Source organism: Rhodococcus sp. 05-340-2, from assembly GCF_002258915.1.
Taxonomy (GTDB): domain Bacteria; phylum Actinomycetota; class Actinomycetes; order Mycobacteriales; family Mycobacteriaceae; genus Rhodococcoides.
Window position 1 is genome coordinate 251983 of the sequence record NZ_NOYU01000006.1, and the last position, 21751, is coordinate 273733.

Here is a 21751-nt window from a genome sequence, read left to right on the forward strand (position 1 = left end):
TGCCTTCCTGATACAGCCGCTGCCCACCCGGGCAGATCGGTCCGCCGCGGACCGAACCGGCTCATAGTAGCCGCTGCCGCGGATCCGGCGAACCATGGCTGACCTGCAGAAATTCGTCGAAAATCGTACTGATCGGTTTCATGCGTCGGGCGACGTGCCGGCGCGAGTCCGGGCAGCCCGGTGCCTCGGACACCGGATCGATCGAATGGTTTTCCGTAGAATCGGACACGTGATCAGAGCCTCGGTGGCAGACTGTCTTGCCAGGCGGAGGGGGTGGAGATGACCGATCGTCGACGGCGAACGTTCGATTCACGAGACGGTGACGCGGAGGTGGTCGAGCCACTGCTTCGCGCAGTGCTGTCCTACGCGCCGCGGGACGAGTCGCCCACGCCGCACCCGTCCGAGGGAATCACGCTCCGGGCCGAGGACGGCTCCGGGTTCGTTCGACTCGGACTCGCCATCGCAGACCATCTCGGCGCAGGCATCCCGGGGCCGTTCGGGTCCAGGTTCTACGAATGTGGATCGTTCGAAGTCATTGTGCCGCAACGAGACCCTCGGGACGGCGCGCTGTTGATGATCCACCTGCTCGACGCGCGAGCACCGCACAGATTCGAGTTCTCGACGTCCATGCCGCCCCGGTGGAGCCTGCGGCTCGAGCGCGACGGCTCGGTGTCGGTACTCGACGATGTGGGCGCTGCAGTGATATTCATCGGCCGCCCTTGGGCTTTCGACTCCGACCTGCAACCGGTTCGCGTGCACTACACCATCGAGAACGGCCTCCTGGTGCAGAACGTCGAGGCCACCGCCGATACCGGATATCCGATCCTGATCGACCCCGACCCCGATGCGATCATCACCGGAGACGGTCGACTGGTGACCGAGACCTGGACGCCGCGACTGGTGGCCGGCGGAGTGGTCGAGGACATGCCGCCGAAGTCGCTGTCCGGCTGAGGGCTTGCGGCGCAGGGCTTTTCAGAACGGGTCGTGCTGAATGTGCTCCATCGGCGTGCCGACCCTGCGGAGGGCGTAGATCGTCGTGCGCACCATCGACGGTGACCCGCAGATCTGAATCTGCCGATCGGCCCACGAACCGAATCGAGTGACGACCTTGCCCACCGCGCCGTGCAGACGGTGGTGCATTCCCCACGGTAGTTCGCGAGGTGTGCCCGAATACCACCACGGATTCTCGAGTTCCTCGGTCACCGGAACCACCGTCAGCCACGGATTCGACAGCGACAACTGCCACAGAGTGTCCAGATCGTAGAGATCGCACGGATACGTTCCGCTGACGAACAGGTGCACCCGAGGATTGTTGCTGCGCTGCGCCATCTCCATCACCTGCGCGCGCAGCGGGGCCAAGCCGGTGCCGCCCGCGATCATCAGCACGTCCTCGCGGATCGCGCGATCGACGTGCATCCCGCCCAGCGGCGGACTGATGGCCCAGCGATCACCCACGGCGGTCTCGGTGACCATCGCCGGCGACACCCAGCCACCGGAGACGCGTCGAACATGGAACTCGATCTCACCGTACGGATTGCTGGGGATGGCAGGGGACAGGTACCGCCACAGCTTGGGCCGCTGCGGAATCTGCACACTGACGTACTGCCCGGGGAAGTACGGGATCTCGCCGTCGGTCTTCAGCCGCACCACCGCGAGGTCGTCGAGCACGCGCTGATGTTCTACGACGGTGGCACTCCAGAACGGCGGCAGTTCGTCGTTGTCGGCGGCGTCGGCCATCGCATTGCTCACCACGGTGAGGGCGTCGTTCCAGGCCGTCTCGACCTCGTCGGTCCATACCTCGTTGCCGGCGAAGGTGCGGAACGCGTTGATCAGCGCCGAGCTGCCTGCGCGAAAATGTGCGCCGGAGATTCCGTGTTTGCGATGGTCCCGGCCGAGTTGCTCGAGGAACGGCTCGACGCGGTCGGGTTCGTCGAGGTGCTCGAAGACGTAGCCGAGGGCCATGACGAAGTGCTCACGCAACGCGTCCATCGATGCCGGGAACAGGGTGCGGAAGTCGGGATGCTCGGCGAAGAGATGACCGTAGAAGGACCGGGACAGCCGCGCCGGCCCGTCCTGGGCGGCCACGACGGATTTGAATCCGGTGCGAACGAGGGAGATCGTGCGTGCGTCGAGCATAGATCCACCTCCACCCCACCGAATCACTGCCGATGACCCAGCCACCGTCGACCGTCACCAAAGTAGACCGATCGAGGACTTCGCGCACGTCAATCAGAACTTGGCAATCCGACGCAGAGCTTCAGGCTGCCACGCTTGCGCTGTCAGCCCATCGTCGCGACATAGAACTGGTCGCGAATCGGATTCGCAGATCACGGGCAGGAGACGTTTGTGCTTGGCCTGGTGCCTTCGTCCAGCTGACAGGTCTTCCTTTGGGTGATCTCAAGCAGCCGCTGCTACACCGAACTCGGCTGCAGCTGGAGCGGCGGCGCGGCTAAGAAAGGTAAGGAAACATCGACACCCGTCAGGTGACAGGTTCATTTGAGGAGCAGGCAGCCGTCATGGCGTCCTCGGTGGGTCGGCCATTTATGACGCCGAACGAGGTGCGCGCCAAGATGAAGCTGCAGTCAAATCGGCGGGGCGAAATTCTTGTTCAGTGAAATGCTCTCGGGCCTGCGTGAGGCGGTCGGGGAGCAGGTCGTCGACGGTGACGGTCAGGGCCTGAACCTGACTGGCATTCTGAACACGTCCAGTCTCGTGGTCCAGCAGTTCGCAACAGACCTGGTGGTGACCATGCGTAAGGCTGCCACTGCGTTTGAGTCGGCTGGCCGCAACCCCGGCGTGTTCGTGTTGTCGCCTACCGATTGGGAGGCGCTTGAGCTTGGCCGCAACGCGTCGTGTGCGTTCGATTTGGCTCACACAGCGGTGGCCGAGCTACCCGCACGCGGCATGGCGTGCAGGGGGTTGTGTCGAACGCTTTGCCGGCGATTCGGGCGTGTTGTTGGACCTCAGTGCAATCAAGGTTGACCATGACACTCACGGCATCGTGATCGAGTGGGGTACCGCCGGTGATGATTTCGAGCAGAACCTGAGTCGTTTGCTGGTCGAGGTTCGGTTTTGGTTTTCGGGGTTGCGTCCTCAGTACGCGGTAAATATGGAGACCGCTAAGGTCTGGTTCGTCTAAGTGGGGGCTGCCTAATCGCGGTGCCTGCTTTGTCGTCTTCCAGAACGAAGGGGAACTTCACCACAGTGACCTGCTCTAACTCTTCCATGCCAAAAATAATGGCTTCATACACTTCTTTGAGCTGAGTACGGCTCACCAGCAGAGAGTCTGGACTGTCGTAATCAGTGGTCTGCCGAATCTCCCGAACCCCGTACAGGGCAGCAAGCATCTTGTTGACAACTGGGGCGATTGCTTCGTCGGTCGTGAGCAAGCGGGTCGCGAAAAGCGCCGAATGCAGACGGCGATGTGCTGGGATGAATTCTTCACGGTTGGCAGTGGTCAGTGATGTGCGGATTCGCTCGGTGCTGTTCTGAGCTTTCGGTCTTGCGATGTCCTCCGAAAGTAGGTCCATGCCTACGAACTGAAAAGAGCAGTGCCCAGTCCACTCAAGCACTTCTGTCGCGATGGCAACGACAGACTTGCGGACGCTTTCGTTGTACTTATCGCGCCGATCCATCGTATGACGCTCGGCTGAGACTATCAGCGTCGTTCGGTTGTAAATAGTGGCGATCACCAGGGCGAGGACGCCGACCGTAATGGTCCCAATACTTGCCCATCCTTGAGTGAATCTGAATCCCTCAGCCGGTTCCTCGGCGCTCAATAGTGTCAACACGGCATGGACGCTAACAGCAACGCCCCTGCAACCCATCAGGGACGCGGGGGCGTTTTCTGTGTTCCTCGGCTCCCGCAATACAGGGGCGCGTGTACCGCCAGACGGCGAGCAGCCGTTACAGGTTCACGACGGGTCTACTCCATTTCGTATCCGAGGCCGTGGCTGATGTTGGCGCATCGAGCGGGGCCGATTCATCCTCGGATATGTCCTTTAGGCGCAAAGCAGGGAAAACCACACGCCTCGCCGCGCTGTTGGGTGAGGTGGATCGGCCGAACGCATCGTCTGTGTAGAGGACGCGGCCGAGTTGGCACCGGCATATCCGCATGTGGCGTGTCTGGTTGCTCGCGCACCCAGTGTCGAAGGTATGGGGGAGGTTTCGGTGTGGCAATTGGTTTGCCAGGTGCTCCGGACTCGATCGGACCGACTCGTAGTTGGTGAGGTACGCGGCGGGCACGGTCGAGGCTCATCCGAAAGGCGTCACAACCAACCTGACGAGACGTAAGACCGAGTCGGCAGACGAGTTCTAGGGCCGCAAGCTCGCGCATCAGCTCGCGGTCCTGGAAGCGCGGGTCAAGTTGAAGTGGCGTGCTTAGATTTCGTACAGAATGGTCATTCGACAAGCGCTGCTAGCACGGTTATCGAGGGTGACTACCCGTACGTTCCCGAGGGTCTGGTGGTTGGCCCAGACACTATGGGAGTGGATTATCCAACACAGATCGACGGAATACCGCAAAGCATTCTTTTCCCGGTGCTCTCTGCCGACCCGGCGAGGAAGCCGATATACCAGTTGGTCAGCGCCCCGGTCTATCGCTTCCTAGTGACCAGCGCATCAGCAGGATGGGGTTTCGTTACGACGAGCCACCTTAGCTCCCAGATCGAGCGCGTTGGAGTGTGATTCGAGGCTGCTGGAAACCCTGCGGCACTCGCGGAATTCGGTCGGAGGATCGACGCAGCAATGGACCAGCGGTGGGCGCGTGTCGCCAGCTGGATCGATTGTTACTCCGAACTGGACCTCCCGGGCCACGGACGTAGCCCGGGAGTCTTAGGTATGAAATTGAGACTCAGGACGCCTAGCGGGTTGGTCCTAAGTTGGGGAACGACAACAACCATGAGGCTGCCGCATCTCGTAAGAATTCCCGCGGCGGCACCGTCGGTGTAGTCGAATGCCGCCCGCGGGGTGCGTCGACGCGCGATGGTGCGGAGATCGTCGATGGTGAGTACGGCGTTGAGGCGTCGTCGACGCAGATTCAGATCCGGTCTGTCGAACGAGAGGACCTCGCGCAGGTCGGTAGCTTTGGGTATCTGCCGGGTGATGGGCATGTCACGTTCTCGATTCTGTGGGCTGATCCTCTTCCCGCCACGCCACCCGAGGGTGTCGGCAACGAAGAGCAGGGTGGCACCCCGTCAGTTCCGCAACAGGTTGTGCAGGGTATCGGCGGTTTCGGGGTCGGTGTGTCCACTCGGTCCGAGTCACCAAAGTCGCTCGGTTGAGGGCTATTTCGTCGCCTCGTTGATCGCTGAGGGTGGTACTGGTGACCATGCCGTCACTTCCCGGGGATTGCCGAAACGATTCCAGGCACAGACGTCGTCCATTGATTGGACCTCCGCATTGGTAGGGTTTCGTGCCACGTCCTACTGAACATGTTGCAACCAGAATGGGCCAGTAACTCCAGCGAGTGCAACCAGCGACAGCTCCCGTCCAATTTTTCGACCATGCCTCCACTTGCATTGCAAGCAGTGTATGCAGTGGCGCTGAAATGGGTTTCTCTCTATCCTTGCTGGGCGCAAACGTGCGGTGTGAGGAAGAAAATCGTGAGCGTCGGACCAGGCGGGGGTTGTTTCATTGGAATAAGGATGTGAATATGGCGACCGCTCGTCGGCAAAATTTCTCTTTTGGCTGAATTGTGTCATGGCTTTTTGGGGGAGTTTTATGGGTGCTTGGGTCACTGGACCGATGGGTTTCGGCAGTCCGATTCGGAATTCAGATGGAGCGTTAGCTGGAAATACGCCAGTTGCTCTTCCCAGGTATTCGGCTCGGGTGGAAGGCCCGTGTCTACCACAGTCAGAGCATGAACTTCATCTATGTATTCGCTCCAGGTCTTGGCCATAGACGACAAAACTCTGCAGCGGTCTATCTGAAAGGGGGGTTCAAGGAATCGGTTGCCGATATTAATGGGGGCTCGGCGAGTGGAGCTACGATATACTGCTGCGGATTCTGATCGAGTCATGAACGGTGTTAGACCTTCGCACCCAAGCAGCGTGTGCCCATAGATGAAACAAAATTTCTGGGCCATTTCGGGTGCAGCGAAGCGGGCTAGGTCAATGGTCGAGTCAAATCCTGGGTCAACCAGAACCTCTGCACCGTGTGAATTGCAAATTTCCTGTGTGCGGTATAGATAATCAGTACGATTCGTCGAGACCAGAATTCGAGCAGAAGGATGCTGCCTTCTGATGCTTTTCAAAAGTTCGGATAATATGGGATGCGTCCCGATAGGTATTAAAGACTTCGGGCCGCTGTATCGAGGAGAGTAGCGGGAAGCGTAACCCCCGGCAGCGACCAGCACATCGTGGTTTCCATTTGTTCGGTGACTCATTGTCAGGCTCCGTGGCTAATGGGGAAGTCGTGAGCGTTGTCGGCAGCATGAAATGCGACTGAAAACTCGTTGGCAAGTAGGGAAAAGAAGTCTCCAGGTCTATTCGTGTCATGGATGACAAAGCTTTGCCCACTAGTGCCGGTCGTGTGGGCAGTATAAAAACTGGCTACACAGCTGTTGTCTACTATGAAGAATGAGCACGGTGGTGTCGAGTTGGTGAGTCGAACATCAGCCCAAGCTCCTTGCGTAGAAATTTCCATGTACTTTGCAATGCACTCAATGATGTCTTCTGACAGGTCGTTCCTGCTTGCGTACGCAGGCTCGGATGATCGTGCTTTTACTGCACCGCTTGTCGGGTGGACAAGGAGAATTTGGACCTCGACCCCCCGTGAGACTGCATTTTGTATCGCGAAGACGTTGGACTCGTCGAAGAAAGAATGTTTATTTGAGTAGCCATAAAACCAAACTCGCTCGCCTGCGTTGTCGATAGTTTCAGGCATCTGAATCACGTCCTTGGATCTCAGGATTGCCAGAACATCGAAGGCGTGTGGTTCCGCTTCGGCCATCTTAATGAGGCCGTCGAGATTGCTCGTGACAAGAAGTGAAGTGTTTGCGATCTTGACTGAGGTGTCCAAGCTTCTATTAGATTCAGAGTAACTTGACCGCTTGTTTCCCCAGTCGATAATCTGCAGATCGATAGTCGATCTTTCCCTAGAGAGTATTAAGCTGCGTTCAGCGTTCACTGCATCGCCGTTGGTTAATTTTTCGATTTCGGATAGTAGTGCAGCGCTCATCCTCTGTCGGGCGTTGCGAATTATATCGCCGATTTCTTGTTCATTATGCTGTGACTGGTTTGTGGCACAGTAGATGGTAAACCATGGGGTTCCGCTTCTGCTGAAGTAGACATCCGGTCCGGTGGGGTTCATTCCGAGTTCGAGCAGTAGATTGACTAGCTCACTATGGTGCCAAGGTGAATTGCGTGACTCGGCTGTAGGTAGTTCCTCCATATCTTGAATGAAAATTTGAGTGCCGTTTGGAGCTGATGAATTGAGTGTTGAAATTAGTTGTGCCATCTCGCGAATGTCAAGCTCATGAAGTATGTTACGCAATAGGATGAAATGCGTTGCCTCGGCGTCGACGAAGACGCTGCGTTTAGAGACAAGATCAGCAAATGTAACTTTCCTGGAGTGGTTATGGATCAGTGGAGGCAAAGCGAGCTTAAGCAGTGGTTCTTCGAGGTCTATTGGTATGTAAATTGGAGTCTCTTGACGCCAGGACACACCCATCATTGCCTTTGCGACCACGCCCATTCCGCACCCGATGTCGACGATGGCGTCGTTCGCGGTTAGGGCGGGGAGATTAGATAAATACTCGCATAATGACGAGAATTGTGGGTCGCCATTAACCGCGTCGGGTGTCTGCATCGGCGCAGGGGCTGCGTATCCAGCGACGTACCTCTCAAGCTTCGAGTTGTTGGAGCTCATAGAGGTCCTTCCTGTTGGCTGCTAGAAGTGTACCGGGAATCATCCAGGGCGGGACCTCTCGTCGAACACCATGCAGGCGGACGTCTGAGGTGCTGTCCCAAAGCATCTCGCTACCCAAAGGGGGGACTGCTTACGGAGGCTAGATGCAAGTACGGACTGATGTCAGTTGCGGCTCCCAATTGTTAATCTTCCCGCTTGCCAAGTCCGGCTTCTGAAGCTGTCGCCGCCACGCCCAGTACCGCGTTTCTGGGTTAAGGAGTCGATACCTCAGTCGATCGGGTTTTGGGGAAGGTGACGCAGCCCTTGGCGCAGTGCTTTGCGCCGTCAGTGTCGGATTCGGTACGGCCTTTCCTCCTAGCTCGCGCGGGCGTGAAAGCCGGTTCTTGCTTGGTCACTTCCTCAAACTTGCTGATCCGAGACCTTGAAGATTGGACGACGGTCCGGCAGCGCAGGGTTTCGAGTCATGCACGTCTTGCGTGCAACTGGCTGGGGAATCTCGCACAAAAAGTCAAGGTTGAGCGGAACAGACTCAACTTGTCTATGGTTGTACCCAGCGACAGTCTCGAATCCCACTCTCGGAAGAAGGTGACCGGTGGACAGTTTCACTCCCACCACGAAGTCGCAGGCGGCGCTCTCTGCTGCCCTGCAGGCCGCATCTGCGGCCGGTAACCCGGACATTCGTCCGGCACATTTGTTGGTGGCGTTGCTCGATCAGACCGACGGCATCGCCACACCACTGCTGAAGGCCGTCGGCGTCGACCCTGCAACGGTGCGTCGAGAAGCGCAGAACCTCGTCGACCGCCTGCCCTCGGCATCCGGTTCGACCACCACTCCGCAACTCGGCCGTGAAACCCTCGCCGCGATCACCGCCGCACAGCATCTGGCCACCGAACTCGACGACGAGTACGTCTCCACCGAACACATCATGGTGGGCCTGGCGACCGGCAGCGACGACGTCGGCAAGCTGTTGTCCGGTCACGGAGCCGGACCCAACGAGCTGCGCGACGCCTTCCAAGCCGTTCGCGGGAGTGCTCGGGTCACCAGCGCAGATCCCGAGAACACCTACCAGGCGCTGGAGAAGTACAGCACCGATCTGACCGCGCTGGCCCGAGAAGGCAAGCTCGATCCCGTCATCGGCCGCGACACCGAGATCAGGCGCGTCGTGCAGGTTCTCTCACGGCGCACCAAGAACAACCCGGTGCTCATCGGCGAACCCGGTGTCGGCAAGACGGCCATCGTCGAAGGACTCGCGCAACGCGTCATCGCCGGTGACGTACCGGAGAGCCTGCGCGGCAAGACCGTCGTCTCCCTCGACCTCGGTTCGATGGTCGCGGGCGCGAAGTTCCGCGGTGAGTTCGAGGAGCGGCTCAAAGCCGTGCTCGACGACATCAAGAACTCCGCAGGCCAGGTCATCACGTTCATCGACGAGCTGCACACCATCGTCGGAGCAGGTGCGACCGGTGAATCGGCGATGGACGCGGGCAACATGATCAAACCGATGCTCGCCCGCGGCGAACTGCGCCTCGTCGGTGCGACGACCCTCGAGGAGTACCGCAAGTACATCGAGAAGGATGCCGCCCTCGAACGACGCTTCCAGCAGGTCTACGTCGGTGAGCCGTCGGTAGAGGACACCGTCGGCATCCTGCGCGGACTCAAGGAGCGCTACGAAGTGCACCACGGCGTCCGGATCACGGACTCCGCCCTGGTCGCCGCGGCCACGCTCAGTGATCGGTACATCACCGCCCGGTTCCTGCCGGACAAGGCCATCGACCTGGTCGACGAGGCCGCGTCCCGGCTGCGCATGGAGATCGACTCACGCCCGGTCGAGATCGACGAGGTCGAACGTGCCGTCCGTCGCCTCGAAATCGAGGAGATGGCCCTGGCGAAGGAGACCGACGACGCGTCGAAGGCTCGGCTCGACAAGCTCCGCCAGGAACTTGCCGATCTGCAGGAGAAGCTCGCCGGGCTCAGCACCCGGTGGCAGAACGAGAAGAACGCCATCGACTCGGTGCGGGTTCTGAAGGAGGAGCTCGAGAACCTGCGGGGCGAATCCGACCGCGCCGAACGCGACGGCGATCTGGGTCGGGCCGCCGAGCTGCGCTACGGACGCATCCCGACTCTCGAGAAGGAGCTCGCAGCCAAGACCGAGGACTCGCCGGCTCAGGGTGACGTCATGCTCAAGGAGGAGGTGGGACCGGACGACGTCGCCGACGTCGTCGCGGCCTGGACCGGAATTCCGGCGGGCCGGATGCTCGAGGGTGAGACCGCGAAGCTGCTCCGCATGGAGGACGAGCTCGGCAAGCGAGTCGTCGGGCAGAAGGATGCAGTACAAGCGGTGTCCGACGCCGTCCGACGCTCCCGCGCCGGGGTGGCCGATCCCAACCGTCCGACGGGATCGTTCCTGTTCCTCGGACCGACCGGTGTCGGTAAGACCGAGCTGGCGAAAGCGTTGGCGGAGTTCCTCTTCGACGACGAACGCGCGATGGTGCGCATCGACATGAGCGAGTACAGCGAGAAGCATGCCGTCGCTCGGCTCGTCGGTGCACCTCCGGGCTACGTCGGCTACGAGGCCGGAGGTCAGCTGACCGAGGCCGTGCGTAGGCGTCCGTACACGGTTGTGCTCTTCGACGAGGTCGAGAAAGCGCACCCCGATGTGTTCGACATCCTGCTCGCAGTGTTGGACGAAGGCCGGCTCACCGACGGCCAGGGCCGGACCGTCGACTTCCGCAACACGATCCTGATCCTCACCTCCAACCTCGGTGCCGGCGGCACCAAGGAGCAGGTGATGGACGCGGTGCGGCGGTCGTTCAAGCCCGAGTTCGTCAATCGACTCGACGACGTGGTGGTGTTCGACGCGTTGTCCGAGGATCAGCTCGAGTCGATCGTCGACATCCAGCTCGGCTTCCTCGCCAAGCGTCTGGCGGCTCGTCGACTGACGCTGGTCGTGTCGTCACCGGCAAAGATGTGGCTCGCGGTTCGCGGCTACGACCCGCTGTACGGAGCGCGGCCGCTGCGTCGACTGATCCAGCAGGCCATCGGGGATCAACTGGCGAAGCTGCTGCTCGCCGGCGACGTCCACGACGGCGATGTGGTGTCGGTCGGTGTCAGCCCTGACGGAGAGCGCCTGATCCTGGGCTAGCCGCGGTTTTTCCCGAACAGGCCCGCACGAGTACTGCTCGTGCGGGCCTGTTTTTGCCTTCAACCGGGGTGTACCGGGTAGGTACGCTCGTGGGATGACGAATCCGGACGACCCGCGGTCACCCAGAGAACGCGATCAGGACGCGGCGGACGGGCCGGAGTCAGCAGAATCGACGCAGGCCTACGGACAGCAGTACCCCGGTGCCCAGCAGTATCCCGGGGCCCAGCAGTATCCCGACGGCTCGCAACCGACGGAGCAGTATCCGACACAGGCGGGTCAGAACCCGGACCCGCAGGCCTATCCGCCCGGTTATCAGCCCACGCAGGCATTCCCGCCCTACGACCCGGAGCAACAGGCGGCGGCGAATCAGGCATACGGCCAGACCCAGCAGTACGGTCAACCCCCGGGTTACGAGACTGCGCAGTACGGTCAACCCCAATACGGCCAGGCCCCGCAGTACGGCAACACTCAGCAATTCGGCCACACTCAGCAATTCGGGCAGCCGCCGGAGTACGGCGCTCCGCCGCCCACCGGGGATCCGAACGCGACCGATTCCGGCAGCAAGGGGCCCAGACCGTGGGTTCTGGCGCTGATCGGACTCGTCGTCCTCGCCATCGTCGTGTTCTTCGGAATTTCCTTCCTGAGCGGGGGATCGGACGAGCCCAGCACCACTGCAACCGGTCCGTCGACGTCGACGTCGATCAGGCCGCCCACGTCGAGCGCGCCCACGACAGCGCCGCAGCCCACCGAATCGGGCACCGCCACCACGCCCGAGCTGATCCCCGGGGGAATTCCCGAGATTCTCGGTCAGCTGGGTTCGTCGGTGGGAACGATCAGCGCCAACGACGGTTCGACTCTGACGCTGGACGGACTCGACGGCGCTCCGGTGACGGTGCAGACCACACCCCAGACCCAGATAATCTCGTTGTCCGGTAGCGACCTGGCGTCGCTGACCGTCGGTGCTTTCGTCGTGGTGCAGGGCGAGGCCGTCGAGGACGGAACGATCCGCGCGAACGTCATCATCGAAAGGCCGAATCTCGGCGGATAGGGCGGGAGTGGAGCCTGCGGAACGACCCGATTGGCGATGCGAGTCGCCGTAGGGACCGTTCACAGGACCCGGCGGTGGTGGGCGGCGAAGGTGTGGATGTCGATTAAGGTGGTTCGCGATGACGGCAATGTGGTTCGGCCTTGCGGCAATTGCACTGATGGGTGCAGTGGCGCTGCTCTACATCGACAGGTCCAAGCGAGATCAGTCCGGACGTGTACGGCAGATGTGGGCCAAGGCTCAGGGGTACGAGTATCGACCGCACGATAAAGAACTGGTCACTCGGTTCTCTCGCGCTGCCCTGTCGAAGCCCGAGTTCGACGTGGCTCTCGGAGTGGTGACCGGCGTTCGGCGCGGTGAGGAGTTCGTTCTCTTCGACGTCGAGGAGACGGGCACCATCGTGGCCGTGCAGCGCTCGGTCGGGTCCGATGTCGACATCGACCTTCGGCCCCGCTCGACGCCACCGCCGCGCGACGAGGACATGGAACTGCTCGGTTCCATCGGCCCGCGCGTGGTGTTCGCCACCGACGTCGATATCGCTCGTCGTGTCTGCGACCAGCGGATGGCTGCGTTCACCGAGTCCATCCCGGCGAATCTGCAGCTGCTGTGGAGCGAGAAGGACTGGACGCTCGGATCTCTGCCGCTCAGCAGTGCCGGTCGCGATTGGGATGCCGCGATCGACGCGGTCGCACGACTGTCGGGCATGTTGCACGTGCTGCCTCCGGTTCGCGGAAGCGCGGTCTACGGCGCTCGACCCGGTGACCCCGGCCGTGACCGAAGCGATCCGGGTAGGCCGCTGGTGCAGGAGGCGCACACCCAGCAAGCCCGCGTGCCGCAGAATCCCCAGCCTCGAGCGGCCGAGCCCCGCATCCAGGCGGTGCCGAGCCCGGAGACCCGTGTTGCCCAGCCGAGAACTCCTGCACCGAAGGGGCCCGAGCCGCGGGTTCGACCTCCTCGGATAGCAGAGCCCCGTGCTGGAGAACCCCGTACTGAAGAGCCCCGTACTCAGGAGCCCCGCACCCCCGATTCTCGTCCGCAGGAGTCGGGACGTAGGCCGCGTCCGCCGAGGCCCGATGCGGCCGGCCCGCAGGCTGCACGTTCGGCGAGTCCGTCGCGTCCGGTGCCGCGCCAGCCCGCGTCGCGTCCGATCCCGTTCGACTCGGAGCGCCGACGCAATCAGCCCTGATGAAAGTTCGGGCGTGTTTACGGGCGCAGATGCGCATACGCGGCTAAATTCGTACCCCGTGACGGTTTCTTCGGGTGTTGTAGTGGCAGTCGTGGTCCTGTGTGTCGTTGTCTTGGTCGGCTACGTGGTGGTCACGGTGCGTCGACTCGGCCGGTACCGCGTGCAGACGGAACAGAGTCTGCGGCTGGTCGATGTCGAGCTCGATCGGCGGCACGAGCAGTTGGGCCCGTTCCTTGCCGCGGCGGAGGCCACCGGGCTGTCCGGTGATGTGCTGCGTCAGCTCGGCGGTGCGCGTTCGTGGTCCAGGGCCGTGCGCGATCGCAGCCTGGGTCTGCAGGCGCAGGCCGCTGCCGAGAATGCGTTGTCCGCCGCGTTCCACGCCGTGCTGGCCGACGCCGATGCGCGTCAGAATGTGTTGGGCAATTGGGAGTTCCAGGGCCCGGCCGGAGAGCTGAACGTCACCGAGCGGCGTATCGCGGGCGCTGTGCGCGTGTACAACGACAATGCGTACCGGTTGTCGCAGGCGATCGGCACGTTCCCGTCCTCGCTCGTCGCCAGGTCTCGCTCGTTGACCGCACCGGAACCGTTCGTGGAGACCAAGGAACAGCTCGACGAGCAGCCATCGGCCGAGGTCGCTGCCTAGCGCAGGAACGCCCCGAGCTCCGGCATCGGAGCCGGCGAGAGCGGTTGCGCGGGTCGGTGGGTAAGTTCGTACCGACCTATCGAAGATCCGTGGTGCGACGAGAGGAATCCGAACATGGCCGAGAGTGCCGCGAATTCGGACCGGCAGGAACTGGCCGATTTGGTGAAAGAGCTTGCCGTCGTGCACGGGAAGGTCACCTTGTCGTCGGGCAAGGAAGCCGACTACTACGTGGATCTGCGTCGCGCGACCCTGCATCATCGGGCGGGTGCGCTGATCGGTTCGTTGATGCGTGATCTGGTTGCCGACTGGGATTTCGTGTCGGTCGGCGGTCTGACGATGGGTGCAGATCCGGTGGCGATGTCGATCATGCATGCCGAGGGGCGTCCGATCGATGCGTTCGTGGTGCGCAAGGCAGCGAAGGCGCACGGCATGCAACGTCAGATCGAGGGACCGGACATCGTCGGCAAACGTGTTCTGGTGGTGGAGGATACGACGACCACCGGTAATTCTCCGCTCACTGCCGTGCAGGCTCTGCGCGACGCGGGCGCGACGGTCGCCGGAGTGGCCACGGTGGTGGACCGGGCGACCGGGGCCGATCGGGTCATCGCCGCAGAGGGCCTGGAATATCGATCCCTCCTCGGCTTGGCAGACCTCGGCTTGTAGCCCCGGTCGCGAAAGCGCTTGTCAGCGAACCAGTTGCGCGACGACGACGAAGTTGTCGTCGGTGGGTTCGCCGCCTTGGACGTCGCAGTTGGCGAGGATCAGTCGCCCCGGTACCGAGCGTCGGAGTTCGTTGTCCGCCAGTAGGGATCCCTTCGGCAGAGGGCCGACCGATTCGACCGCGTACTGCAGGGTGCCGCTCGCTGTGCGCAACACGACGGTGTCGCCCGGGGTCACCACGCGCAACGCCTTGAACGGGGCATCACGCTTCGAATAGTTATGTCCCGCAACCACTACCGTTTGTTCGGTCGAGGTTCCCGGCATGCCGCTCTCGGCCCACCACGCGGGCAGTTCGTCGACGGGGTTCAGCACCTGGCCACTGTCGCCGCCGCGGTAGAGCGGGTCGGGATGGATGGGACTGCTCAGATAGGCAGTGCCGTCCGAGGACCGGAGTTCGATGTGTTCCGGCTGAGCGGGAGCGACGTCGCTCGCCGGTGCAGCCACCGAGATCTGTGACTGCACCGGCGAGCGATCGGGCGCGGCGATCCCGACTTCGTCACTCGCACAACCTGATACGAGTAGAACGAGGGTCAGGATCGCCGTCCACAGCCAGCGGGTGTTACGAGGTGGCATCGGTGGAGCTACGGCGACGCAGGTAGAAGGCTCCGCCTGCTGCCGCGACCACGACCACGCCGACTCCGGCCAGAATCGCCGGGGTGTTGGACGAGCTGTCCGATCCGCCCGACGCCTCGTCGGAGGAATCGCCGAGAGCGAGATCGACCGGCGGCAGATCGCCGGCAACGCTGACGACACCGTTCTCGTCGGTGGTGAAGTAATCCGCGACGGTGAACGATCCGTCCTCGTTCCTGACACCGACCAGCGAGACTCCGGTCTTGTCGACGACGACTGTGTTCTCGTCGACCTCGGTGACCGGAACGTCCTCGCGGACGGTGTTTCCGAGGTTGATCGTCCACTCGAACTTCGGTCCGCTGGCGGCCAATTCGGCGGCCTCGGCCTTGAGATCGGCCTCGACCTTGGCCTTGGCGTCGGAGTTGGCCTTCGCTGCCGTCGCTTCGTCCTGTGCGGTCTTCAGCGTGGCGGCTGCTGCGGCGGCGTTGATCTTGGCTGTGGCGGCTGCCTCGGTCTTGGTCGCCAGATCTGCGTCGGCGGCCGTGACGGCTGCGTTGGCATCCACGACGGCCTGTGCGGCGTCGGCTGCAGCCTTTTCGAGGGCTGCGATGTCGGCATCGGACGGTGCAGCGTCGAGTGCGGCCTGGGCTGCGGTGGCTGCGTCGGCCTTGGCATCGGCGTCGGCCTTGGCGGCGTCCGCTGCGGCCCGGGCGTCGGCTGCGGCCTTCTCGGATTCGGTTTCCTCACCCGCGGCGGCCTCGGCGGCAGCTTCGAGGTTCAGAGCGTTCTGCTCGGCCATCGCGGCCACGGCAGCGGCCGTCTGCGCTTCGACGTGCAGTGCGAGCGACTTCGCTGCGGTGGCGGCTGCGGCCCTGGTGGCGGCAGCGATCTTGGCGAGGTTGAGGCTCTTGAACGACTCCTGCAGTGCCGCGACGGAATCCTCGACGGCCTTGGTCGACGCATCGGCCTCGACCTTGGCGCTGGCGGCGAGCTCGGCCTTGGCGTTCGCATCGGCGCGAGCTGCCTCGGCTTCTGCGGTGGCCTCTGGATCGCCCGATACCGCTGCGGCCTCGAGCTCGACGGCCAGCTTCTCTGCTGCCTCGGCGTCGGCTGCGGCCTGGTCCGCTGCGGCTTTGGCCTCGTCGGCCGTGGTCTTCAGCTCGGCAGCGTCGTTCTTGGCTGCGGTGACCGCAGCACTGGCGGCAGTGCTGGCGACTACGGCGGCCTTGGCCTCCGCGGCGGCCGTCTTGGCCTTGACGTCGGCCTCGGCGGCGGCGACCTCGGCCTTGGTGGCATCCGTGCTCGCGGTGGCCTCGGCTGCTTTGGCGGTCTCGAGCCGAACCTGGGCGGCTGCGGTGGCTTCCACCGCTGCCTTGCTTGCGGCCTCGGCGTCGGCGATCGCCTGCTTCTCCGCGTCGGACAGCTGCGGGATGACGTCGAGGTTGACCGTCGCGGTGCCGTCGTCGTTGAAGACGACGCCGCCGGTGACCTGGGGCAGTGGGCGGATGGCCGACGGTACTTCGGGGGCTGGGACGGCCGCGGCAGCCGCGGCTGCGGCGTCTTCCGGGGTGACGGCCGGAGCAGGCGCGTCGATCTGCCCGTCGACGGTGGCCGATCCTTCGACGGTTGCGCCCTGCTCGGCGGTGGGAGCTCCGGATTCGGTGCCGCCCTCGGTGGCCGGCTGCTCGACTGAGGAGCTTTCGGGTGTCGGATCCTGCGCACTGGCGATTCCCGGTGCGGCGATGGAGAGGGACAGTGCCATGGCGGCCCCGGCAGCGGCGAGGCGCGCCTTCTTGGACCTGGCGATCGACTTCTGCGACATGAAGATTGTGGCCCTTCGGTCAGTGGCAGCATCGTGCTGCGCGCACCCGCCCTCCCACGCGGAACGGGTGTAGTTGGTGAGTCACACGAACAACCGTGTTGACGTGACCGTAAACCAACCGGCCGGTCTCGGGAACCGTTCAAGCCTTTACCTGAGAATTGGTTATGAAAGTGTTACTGATGGGACTCATGTGACGAGAGAGATTCTCGACAGCAAACGGCGGTCGAGATCCGAAGATCTCGACCGCCGCGAAAAACCCGTCGGGTGAACGTATTTCAGTCGCCGACCGTCACCGCACGAGCCTCGTCGATGCTGTGAGGTGCAGGTTCGTGGTCGTCGACATGAGCGAGCACCTTCCGGCCGGTTGCCAGAACGACGATGGCAAGGGCGGTGCAGGCTGCACCCACCCAGAACGGGACGTGCATGTTCGACTCGCCCAGTTTTCCGGCCAGGTACGGTGCTGCGGCCCCGCCGGTGAATCGAACGAAGCTGTACGCAGCCGATGCCGTGGACCGCTCGACCGGTGCCGAGATCATCACTGTCTCGGTGATCAGCGTGTTGTTGACTCCGAGGAACAACCCGGCGACGACGGTTCCCACGATCAGGACGGTCTTGTTCTCGGTGAACATCGCCATGACGCCCAGATCGAGGGCGAACAGCAGCAGCGCGAGCATCATCATGTTCAGCGTTCCGAAGGCCCGCTGCAGCTTCGGTGCGATGAACACCGATGCGATCGCCAGGCACAGTCCCCAGCCGAAGAAGATGAAGCCGATGGAGTAGGTGCCCATGTCCAACGGGAACGGGGTGTACGCCAGGAGGGTGAAGAATCCGTAGTTGTAGAGCAGTGCGGTGATGCCGACGGTGAGCAGACCGCGGTGGCGAAGCGCGCGGAACGGATCGAGGATCGACGTGGTGTGCGCGGGCTTCGGGGTGTCCGGGAGCATGACGATGAGCAGGATGAATGCGACGGCCATCAGCGCCGCGACGCCGAAGAACGGTCCGCGCCAGCTGAACCCGCCGAGAACTCCACCGACGAGGGGGCCGGTGGCGATACCGATACCCAGTGCGGCCTCGTAGAGGATGATCGCGCGAGCGACACCTCCCGATGCGGCACCGACGATGGTCGACAGCGCCGTCGCGATGAACAGGGCGTTACCCAGTCCCCAGCCGGCGCGGAAACCGATGATCTCACCGACCGAGCCGGACGTGCCTGCCAGCGCAGCGAAGACGACGATGATCGCCAGCCCCACCAGCAGGGTGCGCTTGGGTCCGAAGCGGCTCGACACCACTCCGGTGATCAGCATCGCGACGCCGGTGACGAGCATGTAGCTGGTGAACAGCAACGACACCTGTGACGGCGAGGCATCGAGTTGTTCGCCGATGGGCTTGAGGATGGGATCGACGAGGCCGATGCCCATGAACGCGATCACGCTGGCGAACGCGACTGCCCACACCGCACGCGGTTGCTTCAGCAGGCTGTCGGGGGAGGTGCTGGTGGTCATGAAGAAGTTCCTCTCATTCCGCGATCGACAGGCTCGAGGATGCTGCGAAGCTCACTCAGTCCGTCGGTCAGTTTCTGTATCTGCTCCGGGTCGCGGTCGGACAGGTACGGCACCAGTCCGTCGACGATGTGGCGTCGACTCGCGGCGAGCCATCGGTGGCCGGCGTCGGTCATCTCGATGAGGACGGCACGGGAATCGTCGGGATCGGCGGTTCGGGTCACGAGGCCGCTCTTGCTCAGCTTGGCAAGCAACGCCGTCGCCGACGGTTGGGAGCAGCGGTCGAGCTCGGCGAACGTACTGATGCGCAGTGGCTGATATTCCTCGAGCAACGACAGTGCTCGCATCCACGCTCTCGGCCATTCGTCGCTGCCGAATCGTGCGGCCAACCGGACAAAACGTGACGAGCTGGTGACCAGTTGTGACAGGAGGTCCCGGATGTCTGCGTCGGAGTGACTCACCGGATTATTGTTACATACACTAACTATCTATCGCAACGCGCGATCGACCATGCGGCTGACCAGGGGCTCGGGTCAGTGTCGGCGCAGAAGATCGGCGATGTCGCGGTCCCACTCGGCGTCCCGCTGACCGTCGTAGCGGAAGCGCATCAGGTGATGGAAGCCGATGAGAAGGGACGCCACGAGCACCCAGCTACCGATGGTGTTGAAAATGGCCGCGGCCACAACGTCGGACGAGGTCAGTGGCCGCATGGTCACATTGCCGCTGTTGTCGACCCAGATCTGCGTGGTGGTGCCCGCAGGCGATCCGGTGTCGACGCTGACGCGTCCGGTGTGCTCGACGCCTCGATGAACCCACCGTGCGTCGACGGCGGTCGCAGCTGCGCCGGACGAGCCGAACTCGGTCGAAGCAACGGGTGCGGATTCCGCGACGGCCGTCGTGGTCGCGGTGACGAGGTGGATCGAACTCTTCTGGTCCTCGAGCCGTTGTTGTTGATCGGTGTGGGCCGCGGCCCCGATCCACAGCGACACCGGAATCATGAGGATCAGCAGCGCGGTCACCCAGTGCTTGATGCGTGCCTGGCGTACGTCGCAGTCGCGGAGCAACGGGTTGGGGTGGCCGGCGAAGGCGGAGCGGCCCGAACTGTCCTGCCCGGTGAGTTTGCGGCGCATGATGGTCCCCACTGCCTCGAAATGATCCGACCGACCTTTCCACGATGGCGACGCGACCTGCGAGTATCAAGCGATAGGGGTCAGCGTCACATGTGACGTCGACTGTGACGAGATTTCGGTGGAGGTCCTTGCAATGGTTGTCGGTCGGGTTCGGCGGGCTCGTGCGGCTGCGCTGGTGGCGGGTGCGGTGACCGTGGTCGGCGCGTGGACAGGGTCGATGCGCGTGCAGCGCATGGCCAAGCCGCTGATGGTCCCGGCGCTGGCCGCCGGGCTGGATCCAGCTCGAGATCGGGTGCTCTTGGCGGGTCTAGCGGCGGCCACGGTCGGCGATGTGCTGTTGATCGACCCCGACGACGATTCCGCTCTGGAGTGGGGCGCGCGTGCGTTCGCCGTGATGCAGGGCAGTTATACGTATCTGCTGTTTCGCAGGGGTGCGCGTCCGGCACCGATCGACGCGATTCCGCGGTACGCCGGCTGGCTTGCCGCGTCGGTGCTGCTCGCCAGGCGTCAGCCCGCGGTGGCGTCGACCCTGATCGCGTACGGTGCAGTGCTCGCGACCACGTCGACCCTGTCTGCTCGTTCCGTCTCGCGCGGCGGCGATCCGAGGCTGGTGATCGGTGGCGTTCTGTTCACCGTCTCCGATGCGCTGATCGTGTTCAGGCGGCTCTTTCTGACCGACGACCGACAGCGCCGCGCCGCGGAAGCGGTCGTCCTGTCGACCTACCTTGCGGCGCAGGTCCTACTCGTCGAGGCCTTGGCTTCGGGGTAGCAGCAGTACTCGCTCGCGGTGGGCAGGGTCGACGCGAACGGCGATGACGGTGCCCGGCTCGAAGCGTGAGGTGTCCGAGCGGGGGATGTCGTAGACGATCTTGCCGAAGTAGCTGCTCGAGCCCGGCACGGTGAATTCCAGGTCCAGCTCGGCGGTGTCGTCGTCGATGCGGCGGATGGCATCCACCGTCGCCCACCCTTCCACGCCGTGCTCGATCAGTTCCTTCTGCTCACGCGTCGGTCGTCCGGCGATCATCATGGCCAGACCGAGAGCCGCGCCGAATCCGGCGACCAGGGCCGCCAGCTGGTACGGAAGCGTCCCCGGTGGGGTGCGGTCCATCAACCAACCGATCCAGATCGCCAGTACGAGTGCGTAGCCGATCGTCACCACGACGACGGATCGCACGATTCTCGCGTTGTTCACTTCGGTGCTCCTGCGCCGCCGAAAGCGGCTGTTGGATATTCGACGATAGGGGGTTACCGGTAAGTAGGGTTACATGTACGGTGATCGATGTGACTCGACCAACTGTCTTCATCTCAGGCGCAGCTGCAGGTATCGGCCGCGCAACTGCTCTCAAGTTCGCAGCCAACGGCTACCTCGTCGGTGCCTACGACATCGACGAGACCGGCTTGGCATCGCTCGGCAAGGAAGCTGCCTCGCTCAGCGGTCGCGTAGTTACCGGCGTCTTGGATGTAACCAACTCCGACCAGTGGGAAACCCGGTTGAAGGAGTTCGTCGGAGAGGGTGACGGTCGACTCGACATTCTGATCAACAACGCCGGAATTCTTGCCGCGGGTGCCTTCGAGGACATGCCGCTCTCGGTGCATCGCCGTCAGATCGACATCAACGTCAATGGGGTCATCTACGGCACCCTCGCGGCTTTCCCGTACCTCAAGGACACCGCAGGCGCGCAGGTCGTCAACTTGTGCTCGGCGTCCGCCATCTACGGTCAGCCCGAGTTGGTGACCTACGGTGCGTCCAAGTTCGCGGTGCGCGGCATCACCGAGGCGCTGGATCTCGAGTGGAGCAAGTACGACATCTCGGTCAAGGCCATGTGGCCGCTGTTCGTCCAGACGGCGATGACCCAGGGCGTGTCGACGGGCACCACGAGCTCGCTGGGCATCAAGCTCACCGTGAAAGATGTGTCCGACGCGATTTTCGACGCGACCCGTCCGGTGAAGCGTCGGTTGCACAAGGTGCATTTCCCGGTCGGCTTGCCGTCCAAGGCGCTCTCGCTCGGGTCACGCTTCTCGCCCGCATGGCTCACTCGCGAGGTCAACCGGCGTCTGAGCCACACCTAGAACTCCTCGCCGGACGATGCCGGCCCCGACGCCGGTATCGTCGGTCTTTCGAGCAATC

At 63.0% G+C, this 21751-nt stretch carries 19 protein-coding genes and 1 pseudogene; 10 read left to right on the forward strand and 10 right to left on the reverse strand.

Annotated features, from left to right (window positions below):
- The first annotated feature begins 279 nt into the window (after positions 1-279).
- Positions 280-951 carry a hypothetical protein gene (locus tag CH271_RS02650; protein WP_141216727.1) on the forward strand — a complete coding sequence of 224 codons (672 nt, stop codon included), beginning with the start codon at positions 280-282 and terminating at the stop codon, positions 949-951.
- A 21-nt stretch (positions 952-972) separates the two neighbouring features.
- Here the strand turns inward: CH271_RS02650 and CH271_RS02655 are convergent, their stop codons facing one another.
- Positions 973-2136, reverse strand: coding sequence for a globin domain-containing protein (locus CH271_RS02655; RefSeq protein ID WP_037190476.1), 1164 nt, complete (start codon positions 2134-2136; stop codon positions 973-975).
- 480 nt (positions 2137-2616) lie between these two features.
- Here CH271_RS02655 and CH271_RS29540 point away from each other — a divergent pair, with 480 nt between their 5' ends.
- Entirely contained in the window at positions 2617-2982 is a 366-nt protein-coding gene (locus CH271_RS29540) for a phage major capsid family protein (RefSeq protein ID WP_094632567.1), read from the forward strand.
- A gap of 137 nt (positions 2983-3119) precedes the next feature.
- On the opposite strand, the gene CH271_RS02665 is transcribed toward CH271_RS29540, so the two are convergent.
- A complete protein-coding gene (locus CH271_RS02665) occupies positions 3120-3791 on the reverse strand; it encodes a hypothetical protein (protein ID WP_143545994.1) in 672 nt (223 codons plus the stop codon).
- 221 nt (positions 3792-4012) lie between these two features.
- Here CH271_RS02665 and CH271_RS02670 point away from each other — a divergent pair.
- Positions 4013-4287, forward strand: a pseudogene (locus tag CH271_RS02670) (ATPase, T2SS/T4P/T4SS family); the annotation flags it as partial.
- A 500-nt stretch (positions 4288-4787) separates the two neighbouring features.
- Here the strand turns inward: CH271_RS02670 and CH271_RS29475 are convergent.
- Entirely contained in the window at positions 4788-5111 is a 324-nt protein-coding gene (locus CH271_RS29475) for a hypothetical protein (RefSeq protein WP_143545995.1), read from the reverse strand.
- 1276 nt (positions 5112-6387) lie between these two features.
- On the reverse strand, positions 6388-7869 hold the full coding sequence (locus CH271_RS28340; protein WP_143545996.1) for a hypothetical protein: 1482 nt from the start codon (positions 7867-7869) through the stop codon (positions 6388-6390).
- A 592-nt stretch (positions 7870-8461) separates the two neighbouring features.
- Here CH271_RS28340 and clpB point away from each other — a divergent pair.
- From clpB to pyrE, 5 genes are all read left to right on the forward strand, one after another.
- Complete coding sequence (clpB, locus tag CH271_RS02680) at positions 8462-11008, forward strand: ATP-dependent chaperone ClpB (protein WP_094632570.1); 2547 nt, start codon at positions 8462-8464, stop codon at positions 11006-11008.
- Between the two features lie 94 nt (positions 11009-11102).
- Positions 11103-12056 (forward strand): DUF5666 domain-containing protein, encoded by a 954-nt coding sequence (locus CH271_RS02685; protein ID WP_094632571.1) that lies wholly within the window; start codon positions 11103-11105, stop codon positions 12054-12056.
- Positions 12057-12183: 127 nt separating this feature from the next.
- Positions 12184-13239, forward strand: a complete 1056-nt coding sequence (locus CH271_RS02690; RefSeq protein ID WP_256986232.1) for a hypothetical protein — start codon at positions 12184-12186, stop codon at positions 13237-13239.
- A gap of 58 nt (positions 13240-13297) precedes the next feature.
- A complete protein-coding gene (locus CH271_RS02695; protein WP_256986159.1) occupies positions 13298-13882 on the forward strand; it encodes a LemA family protein in 585 nt (194 codons plus the stop codon).
- 114 nt (positions 13883-13996) lie between these two features.
- Complete coding sequence (gene pyrE / locus CH271_RS02700; protein WP_094632574.1) at positions 13997-14545, forward strand: orotate phosphoribosyltransferase; 549 nt, start codon at positions 13997-13999, stop codon at positions 14543-14545.
- Positions 14546-14566: 21 nt separating this feature from the next.
- Here pyrE and CH271_RS02705 read toward each other — a convergent pair whose 3' ends face one another.
- The 5 genes from CH271_RS02705 to CH271_RS02725 form a co-directional block, all read right to left on the reverse strand.
- Positions 14567-15175 (reverse strand): class F sortase, encoded by a 609-nt coding sequence (locus CH271_RS02705; protein WP_094632575.1) that lies wholly within the window; start codon positions 15173-15175, stop codon positions 14567-14569.
- Positions 15162-16994 (reverse strand): hypothetical protein, encoded by a 1833-nt coding sequence (locus CH271_RS02710; protein WP_094632576.1) that lies wholly within the window; start codon positions 16992-16994, stop codon positions 15162-15164. Before CH271_RS02710 ends, CH271_RS02705 begins: the two co-directional genes overlap by 14 nt.
- Positions 16995-17269: 275 nt before the next feature.
- Entirely contained in the window at positions 17270-18496 is a 1227-nt protein-coding gene (locus tag CH271_RS02715) for an MFS transporter (protein WP_037190466.1), read from the reverse strand.
- Positions 18493-18954, reverse strand: coding sequence for a MarR family winged helix-turn-helix transcriptional regulator (locus CH271_RS02720; RefSeq protein WP_037190464.1), 462 nt, complete (start codon positions 18952-18954; stop codon positions 18493-18495). The genes CH271_RS02715 and CH271_RS02720 overlap by 4 nt, the downstream gene beginning before the upstream one ends.
- Positions 18955-19026: 72 nt before the next feature.
- Positions 19027-19623 (reverse strand): Rv1733c family protein, encoded by a 597-nt coding sequence (locus tag CH271_RS02725; protein WP_094632577.1) that lies wholly within the window; start codon positions 19621-19623, stop codon positions 19027-19029.
- A 133-nt stretch (positions 19624-19756) separates the two neighbouring features.
- Between CH271_RS02725 and CH271_RS02730 the strand changes: the two genes are divergently transcribed.
- Entirely contained in the window at positions 19757-20392 is a 636-nt protein-coding gene (locus CH271_RS02730) for a lysoplasmalogenase (protein ID WP_094632578.1), read from the forward strand.
- Here CH271_RS02730 and CH271_RS02735 read toward each other — a convergent pair.
- Positions 20363-20815, reverse strand: coding sequence for a hypothetical protein (locus CH271_RS02735; RefSeq protein WP_037190461.1), 453 nt, complete (start codon positions 20813-20815; stop codon positions 20363-20365). The genes CH271_RS02730 and CH271_RS02735 overlap by 30 nt on opposite strands.
- An 89-nt stretch (positions 20816-20904) precedes the next feature.
- Between CH271_RS02735 and CH271_RS02740 the strand changes: the two genes are divergently transcribed.
- Positions 20905-21693, forward strand: a complete 789-nt coding sequence (locus CH271_RS02740) for an SDR family oxidoreductase (RefSeq protein WP_037190514.1) — start codon at positions 20905-20907, stop codon at positions 21691-21693.
- The last annotated feature ends 58 nt before the right edge of the window (positions 21694-21751 follow it).